The following is an 18,844-nucleotide window of genomic DNA, read 5'->3' on the forward strand; positions in this document are numbered from 1 at the left end:
CATGCCGGCCTCGTGCTCCCTCAACACGCCGATGATCTGCTCTTCACTGAAACGGCTGCGCCGCATGGTCCTGCTCCTGGTGAAGGACCAAACTTATCCGTGGCCGGAATGACGGGGAGCACGTCATGACGTTTCGATCCACGCCCCGTGAGGGGGCGACCCCGCGCCGGCTAAGTGGGGAGGTGCATCATGCATGTTTCGATCCACGCCCCCGTGAGGGGGCGACCTTCTCGGACCATTCGGCGAGCGCGATCTCGAGGACGTTTCGATCCACGCCCCCGTGAGGGGGCGACGCCACCTCCGCCGACTTCTGCCGGCCGAGCATGAGGTTTCGATCCACGCCCCCGTGAGGGGGCGACGCGGTCGCTATAGGACTGCGCCAATCGTTGACGCATGTTTCGATCCACGCCCCCGTGAGGGGGCGACGCCGTGATCGGCGGCGAGGCGACGACCGAAGGCGACGTTTCGATCCACGCCCCCGTGAGGGGGCGACGCCGACGTCCGCCGTCCTCCCGGTCGCGCTCGACGAGTTTCGATCCACGCCCCCGTGAGGGGGCGACGTGGATCATCCTCGACTATAAGCGCGACGGATACTTGTTTCGATCCACGCCCCCGTGAGGGGGCGACGGTCAGCGGCACAGTCGACACGGGGGGGAACGGTGGAGTTTCGATCCACGCCCCCGTGAGGGGGCGACGCGGCCGGCGTCGCCATCGTCGCGCTGGTGCTGTCGTTTCGATCCACGCCCCCGTGAGGGGGCGACGACCGGCGGCGAGATCTGGGTCTCTCCGGCTGCCGTTTCGATCCACGCCCCCGTGAGGGGGCGACGTGGCGAACCGCACGAGACCGACCCGATGGATCTCATGTTTCGATCCACGCCCCCGTGAGGGGGCGACATCGTCGCCGGCATCAACGCGGTCGCGGGCGCGGGTTTCGATCCACGCCCCCGTGAGGGGGCGACACGACTGGACCGACGAAACGACCTGGGCGAAGGCGTTTCGATCCACGCCCCCGTGAGGGGGCGACGGCGCGTCGTACGTCATCAAGCCTGTCGACGAGGCCGTTTCGATCCACGCCCCCGTGAGGGGGCGACGCGCGGCGTCAAGATGCTGCTGGCACACGATCCGGAGTTTCGATCCACGCCCCCGTGAGGGGGCGACCAGTCCGGCCCAGGCATCCACCTCAAAGGGTCCGGTTTCGATCCACGCCCCCGTGAGGGGGCGACATCGGAGCTTCGCCACACGCCAAATCGTACGTGAGTTTCGATCCACGCCCCCGTGAGGGGGCGACCCTCGGTAGCCAGCTTCGCGACACTGCGCAGCCGTGTTTCGATCCACGCCCCCGTGAGGGGGCGACCGGGCGATGCGCGAGACGGTCGATCGGATGCGGTCGTTTCGATCCACGCCCCCGTGAGGGGGCGACCCGACCTCCTGGGGCGGATCTCCGACCGGACGGTCGTTTCGATCCACGCCCCCGTGAGGGGGCGACGAGGCGGAGCGTCTCGTCGCCGTCGCCGACGTGTTCGTTTCGATCCACGCCCCCGTGAGGGGGCGACCTCGGTAGCCAGCTTCGCGACACTGCGCAACCGTGTTTCGATCCACGCCCCCGTGAGGGGGCGACGTGTCACCTCCGCGAATGTCCCATCGGATGGCAAGGTTTCGATCCACGCCCCCGTGAGGGGGCGACGAGAACCGGGAACCACTCTCCCCATTGCTTCAAAAAGTTTCGATCCACGCCCCCGTGAGGGGGCGACGCGATCAAGTCGAACTCGGCCTCGACGACCACGTTGTTTCGATCCACGCCCCCGTGAGGGGGCGACGCGGCGGAACGGGCGATGATGCGGGGGATGGGCAGTTTCGATCCACGCCCCCGTGAGGGGGCGACGGTCGACGTCGATCGAGCGGGTGGTGTTGGCGATCGAGTTTCGATCCACGCCCCCGTGAGGGGGCGACCTCCAGCCTGCGGTTCATTCATCGGATCGAGGTCGTTTCGATCCACGCCCCCGTGAGGGGGCGACGTGTCACCTCCGCGAATGTCCCATCGGATGGCAAGGTTTCGATCCACGCCCCCGTGAGGGGGCGACCCGATGCCCCGAGGTCGGCGGCCTCGCCTCTGGCCGTTTCGATCCACGCCCCCGTGAGGGGGCGACCTGCATTGATGCCGGCGATGATCCGCGACGCGGTGTTTCGATCCACGCCCCCGTGAGGGGGCGACCGCCGTCGAGGCGGCGACCGCGACCAAGCGGACGGCGTTTCGATCCACGCCCCCGTGAGGGGGCGACTGCCGACGACGGTGCGGGCGGAACCGAAAATTCCTGTTTCGATCCACGCCCCCGTGAGGGGGCGACGGCGCTCCAGCGCCTCCTCGCCGGCGAGATGGACGTTTCGATCCACGCCCCCGTGAGGGGGCGACCGATTTTGATGGACATGGTGGTTGCTCCGGCAGGTGTTTCGATCCACGCCCCCGTGAGGGGGCGACAATCATCGGCGAGCGCATCCTGCATCTGGTAGGGGTTTCGATCCACGCCCCCGTGAGGGGGCGACGCGCGGCGTCGAGCGGTGCATGTTCACCCACGGATGTTTCGATCCACGCCCCCGTGAGGGGGCGACGATCCACTGCCCCGAGCATCGGCTCGACCGACACGTTTCGATCCACGCCCCCGTGAGGGCGCGACACGACCTCGAGCTGGATCGTCGTCGTCGACAGGCCGTTTCGATCCACGCCCCCGTGAGGGGGCGACCCCTGGCGAGTGCGAAGGCGACGTCGGCGGCGGTGTTTCGATCCACGCCCCCGTGAGGGGGCGACCATGGGCGTCGGGGTGGTGTGCGTGACAGGGAGAGGGTTTCGATCCACGCCCCCGTGAGGGGGCGACCATCACGATCAAGGCGGTCGGACGGATCGCCGCGTTTCGATCCACGCCCCCGTGAGGGGGCGACTGGAGTGCCAGAGCGGCGCGGCATTGGGCGATGATGTTTCGATCCACGCCCCCGTGAGGGGGCGACTGAACCTCGTGGGTGGGGTGGGTGGGCGAGCCCTGGTTTCGATCCACGCCCCCGTGAGGGGGCGACGCCGGTGAGCAGCTTGTGCCATCCCTCCGTGCAAGGTTTCGATCCACGCCCCCGTGAGGGGGCGACGGGACGCCGCCAGGGCCGCTGCCAGGGACGCCCAGTTTCGATCCACGCCCCCGTGAGGGGGCGACGCCCCGGGTCCGCCGGGATGATCTTGACGACCTCGTTTCGATCCACGCCCCCGTGAGGGGGCGACGTCTGGCGGCGGCGGCTTCGGCGCCCGGTGGCGTGGTTTCGATCCACGCCCCCGTGAGGGGGCGACAGACGGACCAGAGAGCGTCCGGGAGTAGCCGAGGGTTTCGATCCACGCCCCCGTGAGGGGGCGACCGGCGGCGATGGCTTCGTAGCGGTCGCGATCACGCAGTTTCGATCCACGCCCCCGTGAGGGGGCGACCGTCGATGCGTCAGAAAGACGTTCGCGCCTGCCTGTTTCGATCCACGCCCCCGTGAGGGGGCGACAAAGTCACGCTCCCCCTGTGGGGCGTGTTGGGTCGTTTCGATCCACGCCCCCGTGAGGGGGCGACCATCGCCGACGCCTGTTCGATGGCGGCGGCGAGGGAGTTTCGATCCACGCCCCCGTGAGGGGGCGACGCGGACCTACCCGAAGAACCCCGACGGATTCCGTGTGTTTCGATCCACGCCCCCGTGAGGGGGCGACGCCGGCCGCCGCACGCCGTTCGCAATCCAGGGCCTGTTTCGATCCACGCCCCCGTGAGGGGGCGACCCGGGAAATCACCCTCGGGCAGGGCGAGCAACTCGTTTCGATCCACGCCCCCGTGAGGGGGCGACGCCCCGCGATCATAGATGAGATCGAGACAGATCGTTTCGATCCACGCCCCCGTGAGGGGGCGACGTCGTCGGCGAGGGCCTCGTGAAAATCGGCGATGATCGTTTCGATCCACGCCCCCGTGAGGGGGCGACATGTCCACGGGCCCGGCCCGGTGAGAACGACGTCGTTTCGATCCACGCCCCCGTGAGGGGGCGACGGGCAGGGCAATCGCTCGGTCGATCTCGCCGCATGGTTTCGATCCACGCCCCCGTGAGGGGGCGACGTTCGAGGACGAATTCGACCTTGTTGGTGGCATCGTTTCGATCCACGCCCCCGTGAGGGGGCGACCCGTCGTTCGCGGCGGCGTCCGTGTCGACGACCCGTTTCGATCCACGCCCCCGTGAGGGGGCGACGGGAGTGGCCGGAGAGCGCCACCGAGTTGACCCGGTTTCGATCCACGCCCCCGTGAGGGGGCGACAGGGCGGATGGACCGGGGCACTGCGCCACGCTCCGGTTTCGATCCACGCCCCCGTGAGGGGGCGACCAAGCTCTTTGTATGGCCCCTTGACACCGGACATGTTTCGATCCACGCCCCCGTGAGGGGGCGACTGGGAGCGGTGGCAGGCGGCGCAGGGCGATACGACGTTTCGATCCACGCCCCCGTGAGGGGGCGACCTTCAGCGTATTCGAGTTGACCGTATCTCCCGAGAAGTTTCGATCCACGCCCCCGTGAGGGGGCGACATTGTTGTAGCGGACGACGGTCGACAGGTACTTGCGCGTTTCGATCCACGCCCCCGTGAGGGGGCGACGATCGTGCAAGGAGGCCATGATGGCGAATGAACTGTTTCGATCCACGCCCCCGTGAGGGGGCGACCGTCGTCACCGGCCATGTCTCGCCGCGCGCCTCGGCGTTTCGATCCACGCCCCCGTGAGGGGGCGACGCGATCTCGGCGAGATCCTCGCCCGCCTTCGGCCGGTTTCGATCCACGCCCCCGTGAGGGGGCGACGACGGCGACCGGAGAGGTCTTCGTCATCGCCGAGTTTCGATCCACGCCCCCGTGAGGGGGCGACATGGCGACGGTTCGGTCCGCCGCCCCCACAAGAGTGTTTCGATCCACGCCCCCGTGAGGGGGCGACACCGCGTCACCGCGTCGCAACCCGGTATAGCGCAGTTTCGATCCACGCCCCCGTGAGGGGGCGACGAGCGGCCGCCGCGCCCAACGACGTCGCATGCTGGTTTCGATCCACGCCCCCGTGAGGGGGCGACCTCGAGACGATCATGCAAGGAGGCCCCATGATGGCGTTTCGATCCACGCCCCCGTGAGGGGGCGACACGTCATCAAGATCAAGCCCGGCAAATGGACCCCGTTTCGATCCACGCCCCCGTGAGGGGGCGACGATCATGAGATCTCTGCGCCGTCCGGCGTCGATGTGTTTCGATCCACGCCCCCGTGAGGGGGCGACCGCTGACGCTCATGCGGCTGATCGCCGTCGCGACCGTTTCGATCCACGCCCCCGTGAGGGGGCGACAGCTTCCCAACGGGATCATCGTCGAGACCAAAGGGTTTCGATCCACGCCCCCGTGAGGGGGCGACGGTAGTTCTCGTCGAGCCACTCTCGGGTGTACTTGTTTCGATCCACGCCCCCGTGAGGGGGCGACGGCGCTTCTCGGAGGAGACGCGCACCGCTTCCGTGTTTCGATCCACGCCCCCGTGAGGGGGCGACGATCGCCAAGGAGATCGGCCTCGCGCTCGAACACGTTTCGATCCACGCCCCCGTGAGGGGGCGACCATTCCGACCGCCCTCTAGCTCGGTGGTGATGGGGTTTCGATCCACGCCCCCGTGAGGGGGCGACTCATGCGGGAGGAGCTGGAGTGGCGCGACTGGTCGGTTTCGATCCACGCCCCCGTGAGGGGGCGACCGTTTCATCGTAGAGCGTTCGTCCGTCGGCGGAAACCGCGCCGATCGCGCGAGGCGACGGCGTAGGAGGCCGGGCACATGGCGTCGCAGGGGTGAAACGGCGTCGCGAGCGCGGAAAAGCGCCGGTGCGAACCTGCCGGGATAGGCATGCCTGCTTGCGGTGCGCGCAATGTCATACGATCAGGGCGCCGCTCAGGTCGAGGCTCGCCTTGGCGCCCACGTGCTCCACCCGACGGCGCCAATTCGCGCCGAGGTGATAGTAGCGCAGGCTGTCCGCCCGCGGGTCGATGATCTCTTCGAGCCGCGCCTTCAACGCCGTCCAACGGGCGGGATCGACCTCGATCTCGAAGACGGAGAACTGCACGCGCTGGCCATGATCGCGGCAGATCTTGGCGACCCGGCGCAGCCGACCGGCGCCACCGGAATCGGACGTCTTCACGTCGTAGGTCACGAGAACCATCATCGCGTCTTCCCCCTCGTCGCATGGCCCGGTCCGCTCATTTCCACAGCCAAGGCGGATAGGCGTCGAGATCCCCCCGCAGATGGCGGGCGAGCAGTTGCGCCTGGAGATGCGGCACGAGGCCCAGCGGCGCGACTTCGTCGAGGAACGGGTGCCGGCGCTCCTCCTTCTTGCGCTCCACCCAGGCGGTCAACACCGTCTTGCGGCCTTCGTCACCGAGCAGAACCGCGCCGCCGTCGCGCCGCTCGAAGTCGCGCGCGCGCAACTGGCGCCGATTGAGCAGCGACAGAGCGAGACGATCGGCGAGAACCGGCCGCAGCTCCTCCATCAGATCGAGCGCGAGGCCGGGACGGCCCGGGCGATCGCGATGGAGAAATCCGACCGCCGGATCGAGGCCGACGCCTTCCGCCGCCGAGCGGCAATCATGCGCGAGGAGCGTATAGAGGAAAGAAAGCAACGCGTTGACGGGGTCGAGCGGCGGGCGCCTCGATCGCCCCTCGAAGCGGATCTCCGCGTCGGGGGAGCGCAACAGGCGGTCGAACACCGAGAAATAGGCGCGCGCCGCATCGCCCTCGTGGCCGCGCAATTCGTCGAGCGTCGCCGGCGCGAGCGCGACCCGGCGCAGGAGGCGGGCGAGTTTCTCCACGGTCGCCTCGAGATCGGCACGGTGCTCGGGCGCCGTGTCGTCGCCGTGATCGCGCAAGGCGCGTTGCAGAACGGCGCGCTGGTTGGCGATCTTGCCGCAGACGACGCCACGGACGATCGCCTCCGGCGCCTCCGCCGCCCGATATTGCGCCCGTCGCAGCAGCACGTTGCCGCTCACCGGGCCTTCGATACGCGCCTGGAAGCGTCCGGCGCGGTCGAGGAGAACCATCGTGATCCCGGCCGCCGCGCAGGCTTGAATCAACGGCGGCGACAGGACGATCGCCCCGAAGACGACGAGCGAGGCGAGCATGTGGAGCGGCACCCGCATCCGCTCCGCGCCCTCGATCGACACCACCACGTTCTCACCGTCCTTGGTGAGGGCCGCCCCCTCGGTGGTGACGTAGAGCGTGTTGAGCAGCTTCTTCACGGCCTCTCCTCCCCCACTCCCGGCGCGGGATCGAGCGTTTCGGCGATCCGATCGCGCAGCCACGCTGCGGCCGAGCGGGCGCCGGCCTTCGGGCGGCAGAGCTCGAGGAGCGAACAGGCACGGCAGCGATCGGCGCGCCAAACGGCCGCCGGCGTCCGCCCCGAGGCCACCATGGCGGCGAGCGCCTCGGCGGTCGCGATCGTCTCGCGGCGGAGGCCGTCGTCGATCGGCACGACGAGACGACGGCGGGTTTCGGCATAGAACAGGGCGCCCTCGGGCACGGGCCGCCCGAGCGCCTCCTCGAGGGCCATCGCCTGGGCACAGAGTTGCACCTCGTCGGCCCGATGGAGCTTCGGGCGCCCACGCTTGAACTCGACCGGCAAGGCCGTCTCCGGCTCGCCCTTCGCGGCGCGATGAAACTCGACGAGATCGGCCACACCGGCGACACCGAGGCGGCGACTGCGCAAGGGCAGCGCCGTCACGCGGCGAATGCCGGCGCGGCGCTTCGCGCCGGGCTCGTCGGCATTGGTGTGCAGGATGCGCCCCTCGGCCGTGAGGCGGTTCTCCTCCCACAGCCTCTCGACATGGATCAAGGCCGCCTGACGCGGGCAATAGACCATGTGTTGCAGGGCGGAGAGCGGGAGAGGATCGCCGTCGTCGTCCATGGCTCGCTCTCCCGCTCGGCCTCACAGGCGCTTCAGGATCTCGACACCCTCGGGAAGGTCGGATTCGTCGATGGTGATGCGATAATCGGCGAAGGAGCGCGCCGGAGGCAGATTGTCGAGGCGCGGATCGCCGATCGGCCAGACGTCGTCGCCGGAGACTCGGCCGACCCGGATGCGCTCGAAGAGATCGTGCGCGGCCGCTCGTCCGAGGGCGGTGTCGTGGCGGAAGACGACGAGGCGGCGCGCCGCCATCTCGCCACGCGCGGCGGATCGATCGTGTTCGAACAGGCTCGCCACCGCCTCGAGGAGAAGATCGAGGTCTTCCTCCGAGAAGCCGGTTCGCTCGGCGAGCTTGGCGGAGACGAAGCCGTGCACCCGGTAGAGAGCGTAGGGCACGATGTATTTGCGGCCCATGGTGCGATTGTCGGTGCGCTCGTCGCCGTCGGACCCGTCCGCGCGTTTCTCCTTCTCCTCGGCCGAGGTCGCAGCCATGCGGGTGATCGAGATCTCGAGCGGGACGATCGGCTCGATCGAGCGGGCAAAGGCCAATTGCACCGGCCCGCGGACCTGACCGCAGTTGATGCCGGTCGACATCACCGCGCCGAAGGTGCGCACGTCGAAGAAGTTGGCGCACATGAAGGCGGTGAGCGCGCGGGCCTCGTCGTCGCTCTTCGGATTGAGCTTCTTGTCGGTCGCCACCTTCGCGTCGCCGGACCGTATTGCCGCGTAGGCCTCGCGATGCTTCTCGTTGAGGATGGCGCCTTCCGAGACGTAGATGTGGAAGCCGGGCACGTCGCCGCGCGCCAGTTCGACGTAGTTGCGGACCTTGCGCTTCAGGCTGACGTCGGAGACGAGGCCGAGATTGGTCTCCGGATCGAGGCGCGGCAGATTGCCCGCGTCGGGATCACCGTTGGGATTGCCGTTCTGGACGTCGAAGAAGAAGACGAAGTCGTGGCGTCGGGTGAGCGCGGTCATCAGAGCGTCTCCTGGGCAGCGGGGGCGGCGGACGCATCGGAGCGCGGCCGATAGAAGTCGTTCTTCTGGTGGTAGTAGCCGACGGCGAACATCGACTGACGCGCTGCGTTGAGCGTCGGCACGAACAGGGCGCGCGGATCGGCCACGTCGAAGATCTCGCCGATGCGGCGATCGAGCACGGTGGCCAACCCCGGTTTTTCCTTGCGCAGCTTGGCGAGGTGATGGGTCGCCGAACGCTGCAGGAGCGGGAAGACCGCGCGCGGACTGGCGGAGGCCGTACCGTAATACTTGTCGCGGATCGTCGCGTTCAGGCTCGGCAGCGCCTGGGTCTGGGCATACTCGTAAGCCGCGAAGAGCCGACCGAGCAGATAGCCGGAATCGCGCTCGTTGATGTCGAGGGCCACCGGAACCTCCTTTCCGAAGTTCTCGAGGAGAACGGATTTCAGAATGCCGACGCGATGGGCGTCGACGTCGTGATCGGCGCGCATCCGTGTGATGAGCGACGACATCAAGGTCAGCGGATAGTGGGTGCCGGAGAGGATGGCGCGCAGCCATTCCCCCGCGAGATTGGGAGCGATGTTCTCGCTCTTGCGCAGCGCCGCCGTCTCGATCAGGAGACGCCACATGGACGGCAGCGGATCCTTCGGCGGCGGCTCGATCCGCATGCGTTCGAGATGGGCGAGCCAACGACTGCCGATCACACCGAAGTCGTCCTCGAGATAGAACCGCACCGAAAGACGGGCCGCGTTGGGGGCGAGGCCGAGGACGTGGAAGCGGACGCCTTCGGGGAGCGCGGGGCGGATGTCGGCGAGCGGCCGTCCCGCGCGGAGCGCCTTCAGGATCGCCCCGACCTTCTTCGCCTCGGTCTTCTCGTCGATCCTGGTCTCGCCGAGCATCTCGGCGAAGAGATCCTCCGCCTCCGTGGCCGCCTCCGCGTCGCGCGCGTCGGCCCAGAAGACCGTCGAGGCATCGCCGATCTGGATGCGATGGCCACTGTCCCTTTCCAGAAAGCGATTGAGCGCGCTCGTATAGGCGAAGGCCGCGGCTTCCGAGACCGGCGCGTTGTCGCCCTGCTCGTGGCCGTAGGAGGTGAAGGCGTCGAGATTGAACGAGACCAGCGAGGCACCCGAAGACTGCGCGCCCCACACACCCTTGATCGCCGGATGGAGGCGGGCCACCGGCCCGTGTTCGCCGGTGACCAGACAGGCGGAGAAGGTCTTCTCGCCCTCCGTCGCGATCCGAGCCCAGAGAGCCTTGGCGGCCGGGCGGTCGTGCACGCAGATCGTCGTGCTCTTCGGCCCGATCCGCTCGGACTCCAGCGCGAAGACGACGTTCTGGTCCTTCATCTCCTCCGGCCATCCGAGCCGGGCGAAATCCTCCGGTCGCCAGGCCTCGAGGAACCGGCGCAGGGCGAGAAGGCCCGCGTCGTCCGTCTCCGCGAAGAGGGCCAGATGCCGCCCGCGAAACGCGGCGTGTTCCTCCGCCGTCCGACGCCCCTCCCCGGCGGTGACGCCGAGGGCGTAGGACGTCTTGTCCCAGAAGGTAGTGGGAGCGACGCCGGAGGTGCGCTTGGAAGGCTGCGGCACCCGCATCGTCGGCGCCTGCCTCTTCTTGCCTTCGCCGACACGCAGATCGATCGGCGGGCACGGGGTGCCGTCCTCGCGCAGCGGGATCAGGAATCCGATCTTCTCACTCGAGAAGCCGTAGGGGGGCACCTCGTCGCGCGTCTCCAGGCGCTCGTAGGCGTCGACCAGGGAGGCCAGCACACTCATCGGCGGATCTCCTCGGAGTTCGGCGCAGGTACGCGAACGATGCCGTTCTCGAGCCGCGCCCGGAAGAACAGCGAGGCTCGATCGCCGGCGTGATCGATGTCCCAGAGCATGAAGCCGAGGTCGCGCGTCTCCGCGATCGCGGGCGGCAGCGGCTCGTCCGGCGGGATCGGCGAAAAGCGTGCGGGGAACTCGCGCGTGCCGAGGCAGGGCTGATGGAAACACTGGCCACGCGCGGCGCGCCGATTGAACGTGTCGAGGTGCTTGCCCGCGTTGTCCTCGGGACCGGCGCGTTTCGTCATCTCGAAATGCGCCTCGATCACATAGTCGACCCCGACGAGGACGGTCGCCGCGCGCTGTTGGCGATCCTCGTCGACGCGCAGGACCAGACCCTCGACGCTGCCGGCGTTCATCGCCTTGCGGATCGAGGCGACCGGCGCCTTGTGGCCGACCTCGTTGCGGCGGATCGATTGGAAGCGGATCGGCTTCAACACATGGATCGCATCGACCACCCAGCGGATCGCCGGCTTCCAATGGATCGCCTCGAGAATCCCGCGCGCCGCCGACGGCGTCATCACGTCGTAGGAGACGCGCTCGACCTTCATCTCCGGCCGGGTGAAACAGGCGTGATCGCCCGAAACCCGCAGTCTGACGCCGAAAGGCATGGTGGCCCGCCCCCATCTTGCGCGAATCAAGATCGCGTTCAAGTAGAGTTTCGTTACTTATTTCTATCCACACTAGCACCAAGATACTAGCGACCGGGAGCGAGCCAGCACCTCATTACCACCCGAACATTGAGGCCACCACACCGCGAAGCGCCTGGCCGATAGCGACCACACTGACCGCGAGGGCCACCACTCTCTCAATCTCAGTCAAGGTAGGTGCACGCATCAGAATCCCCTGGAGCTCACCATACTCCGAGAGATAGCTCTGACACTTATAAACTTCAAGTACCTTATTCTACATGAACAGTCATATGATCGCCCGATCGAGGCCCAGGTCGCCGGCCTCCTCCCACAGAAGGCCACAATCCGGATCATAGAGGCGCGACGTGATCAGCTCCGCGAACTGCTGCTCCCAGCGGTCCTCCCGCACGAAACGGACGTGACCGAGCGCGACCAGTTCGCCGAAGGCCTTGCGCGGCACCTGGACCAGCCAGGGCTGAAGGCGACGCGCGCCGACACCCGGCGGGATCGGATTCTCGGCGGCGAGCGCCCGGATCACCGCGCGCGCGGCCTCGTCGGTCGGCACGATCACCGGCGACATCTCGCTCTCGACGAGACGGAACCTCTCCCCCACCGTGCGGTAGCAGAAATCCGGCTCGCGGCCGGAGAGGCGAAAGGCCTCGAGCACGTGATCGCGGTCGAGATCGGCACCCTTGCGCCAATAGACCTCGCCGAAATAGTCGGCGATCGCCGCCGGTGCCGTCAGATCGTCGTGGCGATCCGCGATCCGGCCGAGATCGGCGGCGAAGCTCCGGATCTCGCGCGGCGACGGATGATCGGGCGCGCGGAAGACGGTGACGATGCTCTCCTCGACCGGGTTCTTGCCCTCGCGATTGCAGCGGCCGGCGGCCTGGACGATCTGGTCGAGCCCGGCCTCCGCCCGCCAGACGCGCGGGAAGTCGATGTCGACCCCGGCCTCCACCAGCGAGGTGGCGATCAGACGGCAGGGAGCCCCGGTCTTCAAGGCCACGCGGATCGCGGCGAGGGCCGTCTGGCGGTCTCGGGCGTGGCGACGGGTGGAGAGATGAACGACGCCGGTGAGCCCGCGCGCCCGCGCCGCCCGCCACAGCGCCAGCGCATGAGCACGACTGTTGACCACCACCAGTCCCTGCGCCACACCCTCGAGAGCATCGAGCAGCGCCTCGTCGTCGAGATCGCCGACGCGCTCGAGCCGGACGCGAACGAGGGCGCGGTGCAGCCGCGCCGGATCGGGCGCCAGTTCCCGCCCCGGCCCCAGCGCGAGCCCCCCCTCGAACCGCTCCGCGTCGAGCGCCGGCTGGGTCGCGGTGCACAGGACCACGCTCGACCCGTACCGCGCCGCCAATTCGCGGATCGCCGCGACGCAGGGGCGCAGCACGTGCAACGGAATGGTCTGAGCCTCGTCGAGCACGATCACCGCTCGGGCGAGATTGTGGAGGCGGCGGCAGCGCGACGGCTTGTGCGACCAGAGGCTCTCGAAGAGCTGGACGTTGGTGGTCACCACCACCGGCGCCGCCCAATCCTCCATGGCGAGACGCAACTTGTCGCGGGATTCCGGATCGACGAACTTCGTCTCGTCGAGCGACGAATGGTGCTCCAGCACCATGTCGTCGCCGAGCACGTCTCGGAAGACGGCGGCGGTCTGCTCGATGATCGAGGTGAAGGGGATGGCGTAGACGATCCGGTCGAGGCCGAGGCGCCTGGCGTGCTCCAACGCGAAGGCGAGCGAGGCGAGCGTCTTGCCGCCGCCGGTCGGCACCGTCAGCGTGAAGAGGCCCGGCTCCCTTCCCGCGCCGGCGCGGACATGGGCGAGGATTTCCGCTCGCAGCATATTCAGCGGCGTCCCCGACTCCGGGCCGGCGAGGCTGCCCATGTGCGCGTCGAAGCGGGCGAGAAGCCCATCGACCACGGTCCCGAGCTTCGGCCAATCGCGATCGATCGCCCGCCCTTCGGCCCGGGCATAGAAGGCTTCGGTATCGCGCCAATCCGCATCGACCAGCGCCGAGAAGACCATGCGACCGAAGAAGGCGAGCGCGCCGTCGCGCACACCGGGGTCGCGGAAATCGAGATCGGGCCAGAGCCGTGGCGGCTCCGTTGCGATCTCCTCGCGCCACACCGGATCGAGCGCTGCGAGATCGTTCGTCATCCGCTCCGCGAGCGCGCCCGCCGTTCCCAGACTATCGGGAAGTCCGGTGTGGTGACCGGCGATCGCATGGGCGACGATCCGCGCCACGAGCCGGTCGAGTTCCGCCGTCCGGGTCGTGGCGGCGGTCGCGAGTTCCACCAGCATGCGCGCGCCGGCGGACGCGTGATCGACCTTGGGGCCGGTGCCTCGGATCCGTCGCTGATAGGCCTCGGTGTATTTGCCGAGATCGTGGAGGCGTCCGGCCCAGGCGCCGGCGCCGGCGGCTCCGAATTTGCCCGCGGCGTCCGCGGCGAGCTCCGACACGGCCGTCAGATGGTCCGAGAGCGGCTGCCACTCGGACTCCGGGCGCCCCGGTAGCGAATGGGCGTGGAACATGATGCCGACCCCCTCCCACCACCATTAGGAATGAGTCAGGCAGATTCCACAACCCCGGCAGAGTGGAACTCGTGGATCTCTCGAACCGGCCCGAGCCCGATCCACTCCTGGGCGACCGCCGTCGCGAAGGGAGCCACCCGGCGCAGAAGACCGTCGGCAATCGCGACCGCGCCACGAAGCGCAGCGACCGAAGTCGGAACATCCACGGATTTCATTGACGAATGGTGGGCGGTGAGGGGATCGAACCCCCGACCAACGGCGTGTAAAACCGTCGCTCTACCGCTGAGCTAACCGCCCATCGCCTCCGTCCGGGCGGGCGGAGGTCGGACCCGGGGTCTGATGATCCCGATCCGTCGCGAACCGGGCCGGTCTCGGTCGTATCCCGCAGGAGGCCGAGAGCCGGGGCGGCTCGTCACCGTCCCTTCGGCGAGGGCGCGACCCGCCAGGAGCCGCCGCCTTCGGGACGAAAACGGCCTCGCCGAGGTCGGGCGAGGCCGAAGTCTCGTCGATCCGCCGGATCAGGCGTTGACCGAATCCTTCAGAGCCTTGCCGGCGCGGAACTTCGGCGCCTTCTGCTCCGGAATGGCGATGGTCTCGCCGGTGCGCGGGTTGCGGCCTTCGGACGCGGCGCGGGTCGCGACGACGAAGTTGCCGAAGCCGGCGATCTTCACGTCGTCGCCCTTCGCGAGGGCGGCCGTGATCGCGTCGAAGACGGCCTCGACGGCCTCGCCGGCGGCAACCTTGGTCTGGCCGGTCTTGCTGGCGACTTCCGCGATCAGGTCGTTCTTGTTCATCGTCTCAAGTCCTTCGTTCATCGTTGGTGGACGGCACGAGCCGTCGGTCGCCGATCTCTGGTGCCGCCTCGATCCCCGGCCACCCGGCCGGGTCGACCTCGACGACCTCTTCCCGCGCGTCGCCGACCGGGGTCGGTCTCGGTTCGAGCGGGACACGCGCCACAAGCCCCGAAAAACGGCGCTTCGCAAGGGGTTTTTCGCAGAAGGGCGCGAATTTTCGACCGAAATCGCAGAAGCGACCATCCGAGCCCCACCGCCGATCCGCGACCGCCTACGCAAAACCCCGCGGGAGCGTCTCCCGCGGGGTTTTCTGAGAAGAGCTCGAATCGTCGGCTCAGTGCGCCGTGATCGCCGAGGCGTCGTCCTCGGCGGTCTTGGCCGGGGTGGTCGGCTCCTCCCACTCGATGCGCTCGGGCATCCGAGTCAGAGCGTGGCCGAGCACCTCGTCCATGCGCGAGACGGGCACGATCTCGAGACCCGACTTCACGTTCTCCGGGATCTCGGCGAGATCCTTGGCGTTCTCGGCCGGGATCAGCACCTTCTTGATGCCGCCGCGCAACGCCGCCAGCAGCTTCTCCTTGAGGCCGCCGATCGGCAGGACGCGACCGCGCAGGGTCACCTCGCCGGTCATCGCGACGTCGTGGTGGACCGGGATGCCGGTCAGCACCGAGACGATGCAGGTGGCCATCGCGGTGCCCGCCGAGGGGCCGTCCTTCGGGGTGGCGCCCTCCGGCACGTGAACGTGCACGTCGCGCTTCTCGAACAACGGCGGCTCGATGCCGAAATCGAGCGCGCGCGAGCGGACGTAGGACGCCGCCGCCGAGATCGATTCCTTCATCACGTCGCGCAGATTGCCGGTCACCGTCATGCGGCCCTTGCCGGGCATGGTGACCGCCTCGATCGTCAGCAATTCGCCGCCGACCTCGGTCCAGGCGAGACCCGTGACCACGCCGACCTGATCGTCGACCTCGGCCTCGCCGTGGCGGAAGCGCGGCACGCCGAGATAGGCCTCGAGCTTCACCTTGTCGACGTCGACCTTGATCACCGTGCCCATCACCAGATCCTTGGTGACCTTGCGGCAGAGGGTGGCCAGCTCACGCTCGAGATTGCGCACGCCGGCTTCCCGCGTATAGGTGCGGATGGTCTCGCGCAGCGCCTCGTCGGAGATGGTGAACTCGCCCTCCTTCAGACCGTGATCCTTCATGGTCTTCGGCAGCAGGTGCTTGCGGGCGATCTCGACCTTCTCGTCCTCGGTGTAGCCGGCGATGCGGATGATCTCCATGCGGTCCATCAGCGGCGCCGGGATGTTCAGCGTGTTCGCCGTGGTCACGAACATCACGTCCGAGAGGTCGTATTCGACCTCGAGGTAATGGTCCATGAAGGTGGAGTTCTGTTCCGGATCGAGCACCTCGAGCAGGGCCGACGACGGATCGCCGCGGAAGTCCTGGCCCATCTTGTCGATCTCGTCGAGCAGGAAGAGCGGGTTGGACTTCTTCGCCTTGCGCATCGACTGGATGACCTTGCCGGGCATCGAGCCGATGTAGGTGCGGCGGTGCCCCCGGATCTCGGCCTCGTCGCGCACGCCGCCGAGCGACACGCGCACGAACTCGCGGCCGGTCGCCTTGGCGATCGACTTGCCGAGCGAGGTCTTGCCGACGCCCGGAGGGCCGACGAGGCAGAGGATCGGTCCCTTCAGCTTGGTGCCGCGCGACTGAACCGCGAGATACTCGACGATGCGCTCCTTGACCTTGTCGAGGCCATAGTGGTCGTCGTCGAGGATCGCCTGGGCGAAGGCGAGATCCTGCTTCAGCTTCGACTTCTTGGCCCAGGGGATGCCGAGCAGCCAGTCGAGATAGTTGCGCACCACGGTGGCTTCCGCCGACATGGGCGACATCTGGCGCAGCTTCTTGACCTCGCCGGTGGCCTTTTCACGGGCCTCCTTGTTGAGCTTGGTCTTGGCGATGCGCTCCTCGAGCTCGGCGATCTCGTCGCGGCCGTCCTCGCCGTCGCCGAGTTCCTTCTGGATCGCCTTGATCTGCTCGTTGAGATAGTACTCGCGCTGGGTCTTCTCCATCTGGCGCTTAACGCGCGAGCGGATTCGCTTCTCCACCTGGAGCACGGAGATCTCGCTCTCCATGAAGCCGAGCACCTTCTCGAGGCGTTCGGCGACGGAGAGGACGCCGAGCAGCTCCTGCTTCTCGGGGATCTTCACCGCGAGGTGCGAGGCGATGGTGTCGGCGAGTTTGGAGTGATCCGTGATCTGGGTCACGGTGCCGAGCACTTCCGGCGACACCTTCTTGTTCAGCTTCACGTAGTTCTCGAACTCGGCGACGACCGAGCGGCCGAGCGCCTCGAGTTCGACCGGGTCGGCCGCGATCTCGTCGACGACGCGCACGGACGCCTCGAAGATGTCGGCGCGATCACCGAAGGCGACGATCTCGGCGCGCGAGGCGCCCTCGACCAGAACCTTGACGGTGCCGTCGGGCAGCTTCAGGAGTTGGAGCACACTCGCCAGGGTGCCGATGCGATAGATGTCGTCGGTCGACGGATCGTCGTCGGCGGCGTTCTTCTGCGTGGCGAGCAGGATCTGCTTGTCGGCCTTCATCACCTGTTCGAGGGCGCGGATCGACTTCTCGCGGCCGACGAACAACGGCACGATCATGTGGGGGAACACCACGATGTCGCGCAGCGGCAGGACCGCATAGACGTCGGCGCCGGCCGGGGCCGGTGCGGAAGTGGTGGTTTCGTCGGTCATCGTCTCGTCCTCTCTCGCCTCGGCGTCGCGCCATCGGTCGCGTCCTCGCGCCCCGATTCCGACACCGGATCGGCACCCGCCGTTCGCGACCCGTCGGATGGGCATTTTCCTGAAGCAGGATCCGCGCCATCCGCCGTTCCGATCGGACGAACCGGCCCTCCCCGCTCCTCGAGCGCCAGAGGGCCAGTACTCCTGCGACCGCACCGTTCCTCCATTAGGTGGCTACCCGCCCGCCCTTAGTCAAGGCTCGCTCCCCGCAGTGCCGAAGACCTCCCCGACATGGTGAATTCCTCAATGACGTCAATGGTCCGAGCAGGGTCCTACGGCATCGCGCCCCCGTGGAAGGAGGGTGGAACGGTCGCGCGTGCCGGCGCATCGGCGCGAGTCGGGACCGCTCACAGACGAAGTGGCGCGCGCTCGGGCCGGGTCTCGCAATGTGTCGGCGACGTTTCCATCCGCGCCGTGCGTGCTTGAAGCGCGCCCCACCCCATGCGATCGTCGCTCCCGTCTCGAAGGCTCCGCGGGGGCGATCCCGCGTGGCCATGCGTCCACGGTGGGGCGGGAGGCGAAGGTCGAAAGGGCGGCAATGGATTCGGCGACGACGGAGAAATACCGGATGTCAGTCTCCAGGTTCGCGCAGTTCCAGACCTGGTTCTCACATTTCGTCTTTTCCAACACCTTCGGCCGCCTCCCCTATTTCCGGACCCACGCGCCGGGCATCGACATTCTCGGCGACAGCGGGCGTCTGATCGGCGAGATCCTGGCGCGCGAGGCGGCGGAGAAACGCGCCGCGGGCCTGCCGGCGCCGTCGTTCCTCGACGTCGGGGCGCGGCGGTCGGAGCGCGCCGGCTTCGCCGAGGGCTACGACTATCACGCGATGGACATCGCACCGCGCGCCGGCACCGTGCTCGTCGGCGACATCTGCGCCTGTCCGCAGATCCCGGACGACAGTTTCGACGTCGTGTTCTCGATGGACGTGTTCGAGCACGTGCGCGAGCCCTGGGAAGCGGCGAGGGAATGCATCCGCATCACCAAGCCGGGCGGGCTGATGATCCATCGCACGCTCTTCGCCTATCGCTATCATCCGAGCCCGGTCGACTACTGGCGCTATTCGGCGCAGGGGCTCGAATATCTCTTCACCCGGACCGGGCGCGCGACGACGGTGGTGAAGGGCTACGACCTCACCCGCCGCCGGGCCGACCATCGCGGCAGCCATGCCTCCAACAAACCACCGATCGATCACCTCGGCGGGTTCCGGGAGAACTGGCGGGTGCTGTGGATCGGGCGGAAGTCGCTCGACGGCTGATCGGGGCGACGGGCGGGCCGCGGCACTCGCCGGGTCGCGACCTCGCCGAAACGCGAACGGCCCGCGC

At 68.1% G+C, this 18,844-nt stretch carries 10 protein-coding genes, 1 tRNA gene and 1 CRISPR repeat array; of the genes, 1 reads left to right on the top strand and 10 read right to left on the bottom strand.

Features of this window, described 5'->3' with window-relative positions; translation table 11 throughout:
* The first annotated feature begins 195 nt into the window (after window positions 1-195).
* Window positions 196-5,757: direct repeats of the CRISPR family, unit length 31 nt; unit sequence GTTTCGATCCACGCCCCCGTGAGGGGGCGAC.
* Between the two features lie 171 nt (window positions 5,758-5,928).
* From cas2 to lon, 10 genes are all read right to left on the bottom strand, one after another.
* Window positions 5,929-6,219 (bottom strand): CRISPR-associated endonuclease Cas2, encoded by a 291-nt coding sequence (cas2, locus tag J3S89_RS07600; protein WP_217926897.1) that lies wholly within the window; start codon window positions 6,217-6,219, stop codon window positions 5,929-5,931.
* A 34-nt stretch (window positions 6,220-6,253) separates the two neighbouring features.
* Window positions 6,254-7,288, bottom strand: coding sequence for a type I-C CRISPR-associated endonuclease Cas1c (gene cas1c / locus J3S89_RS07605; protein WP_217926898.1), 1,035 nt, complete (start codon window positions 7,286-7,288; stop codon window positions 6,254-6,256).
* A complete protein-coding gene (gene cas4 / locus J3S89_RS07610) occupies window positions 7,285-7,953 on the bottom strand; it encodes a CRISPR-associated protein Cas4 (RefSeq protein ID WP_217926899.1) in 669 nt (222 codons plus the stop codon). Before cas4 ends, cas1c begins: the two co-directional genes overlap by 4 nt.
* A 21-nt stretch (window positions 7,954-7,974) precedes the next feature.
* Window positions 7,975-8,928, bottom strand: coding sequence for a type I-C CRISPR-associated protein Cas7/Csd2 (cas7c, locus tag J3S89_RS07615; protein WP_217926900.1), 954 nt, complete (start codon window positions 8,926-8,928; stop codon window positions 7,975-7,977).
* Window positions 8,928-10,700: a type I-C CRISPR-associated protein Cas8c/Csd1 gene (cas8c, locus tag J3S89_RS07620; RefSeq protein ID WP_217926901.1), complete on the bottom strand. Its 1,773-nt coding sequence runs from the start codon at window positions 10,698-10,700 to the stop codon at window positions 8,928-8,930. The genes cas7c and cas8c overlap by 1 nt, the downstream gene beginning before the upstream one ends.
* On the bottom strand, window positions 10,697-11,362 hold the full coding sequence (gene cas5c, locus J3S89_RS07625) for a type I-C CRISPR-associated protein Cas5c (RefSeq protein ID WP_217926902.1): 666 nt from the start codon (window positions 11,360-11,362) through the stop codon (window positions 10,697-10,699). The genes cas8c and cas5c overlap by 4 nt, the downstream gene beginning before the upstream one ends.
* A gap of 307 nt (window positions 11,363-11,669) precedes the next feature.
* Window positions 11,670-13,922, bottom strand: coding sequence for a CRISPR-associated endonuclease Cas3'' (locus J3S89_RS07630; protein WP_217926903.1), 2,253 nt, complete (start codon window positions 13,920-13,922; stop codon window positions 11,670-11,672).
* A 222-nt stretch (window positions 13,923-14,144) separates the two neighbouring features.
* Window positions 14,145-14,219, bottom strand: a tRNA-Val gene (locus J3S89_RS07635).
* A gap of 221 nt (window positions 14,220-14,440) precedes the next feature.
* Complete coding sequence (locus J3S89_RS07640; RefSeq protein ID WP_217926904.1) at window positions 14,441-14,716, bottom strand: HU family DNA-binding protein; 276 nt, start codon at window positions 14,714-14,716, stop codon at window positions 14,441-14,443.
* A gap of 334 nt (window positions 14,717-15,050) precedes the next feature.
* Window positions 15,051-17,471 carry an endopeptidase La gene (gene lon, locus J3S89_RS07645; protein WP_217926905.1) on the bottom strand — a complete coding sequence of 807 codons (2,421 nt, stop codon included), beginning with the start codon at window positions 17,469-17,471 and terminating at the stop codon, window positions 15,051-15,053.
* 616 nt (window positions 17,472-18,087) lie between these two features.
* Here lon and J3S89_RS07650 point away from each other — a divergent pair.
* Complete coding sequence (locus J3S89_RS07650) at window positions 18,088-18,777, top strand: class I SAM-dependent methyltransferase (RefSeq protein ID WP_230489110.1); 690 nt, start codon at window positions 18,088-18,090, stop codon at window positions 18,775-18,777.
* The last annotated feature ends 67 nt before the right edge of the window (window positions 18,778-18,844 follow it).

This window comes from Pinisolibacter aquiterrae (assembly GCF_019160155.1).
GTDB classification, from domain to species: Bacteria; Pseudomonadota; Alphaproteobacteria; order Rhizobiales; family Ancalomicrobiaceae; genus Pinisolibacter; species Pinisolibacter aquiterrae.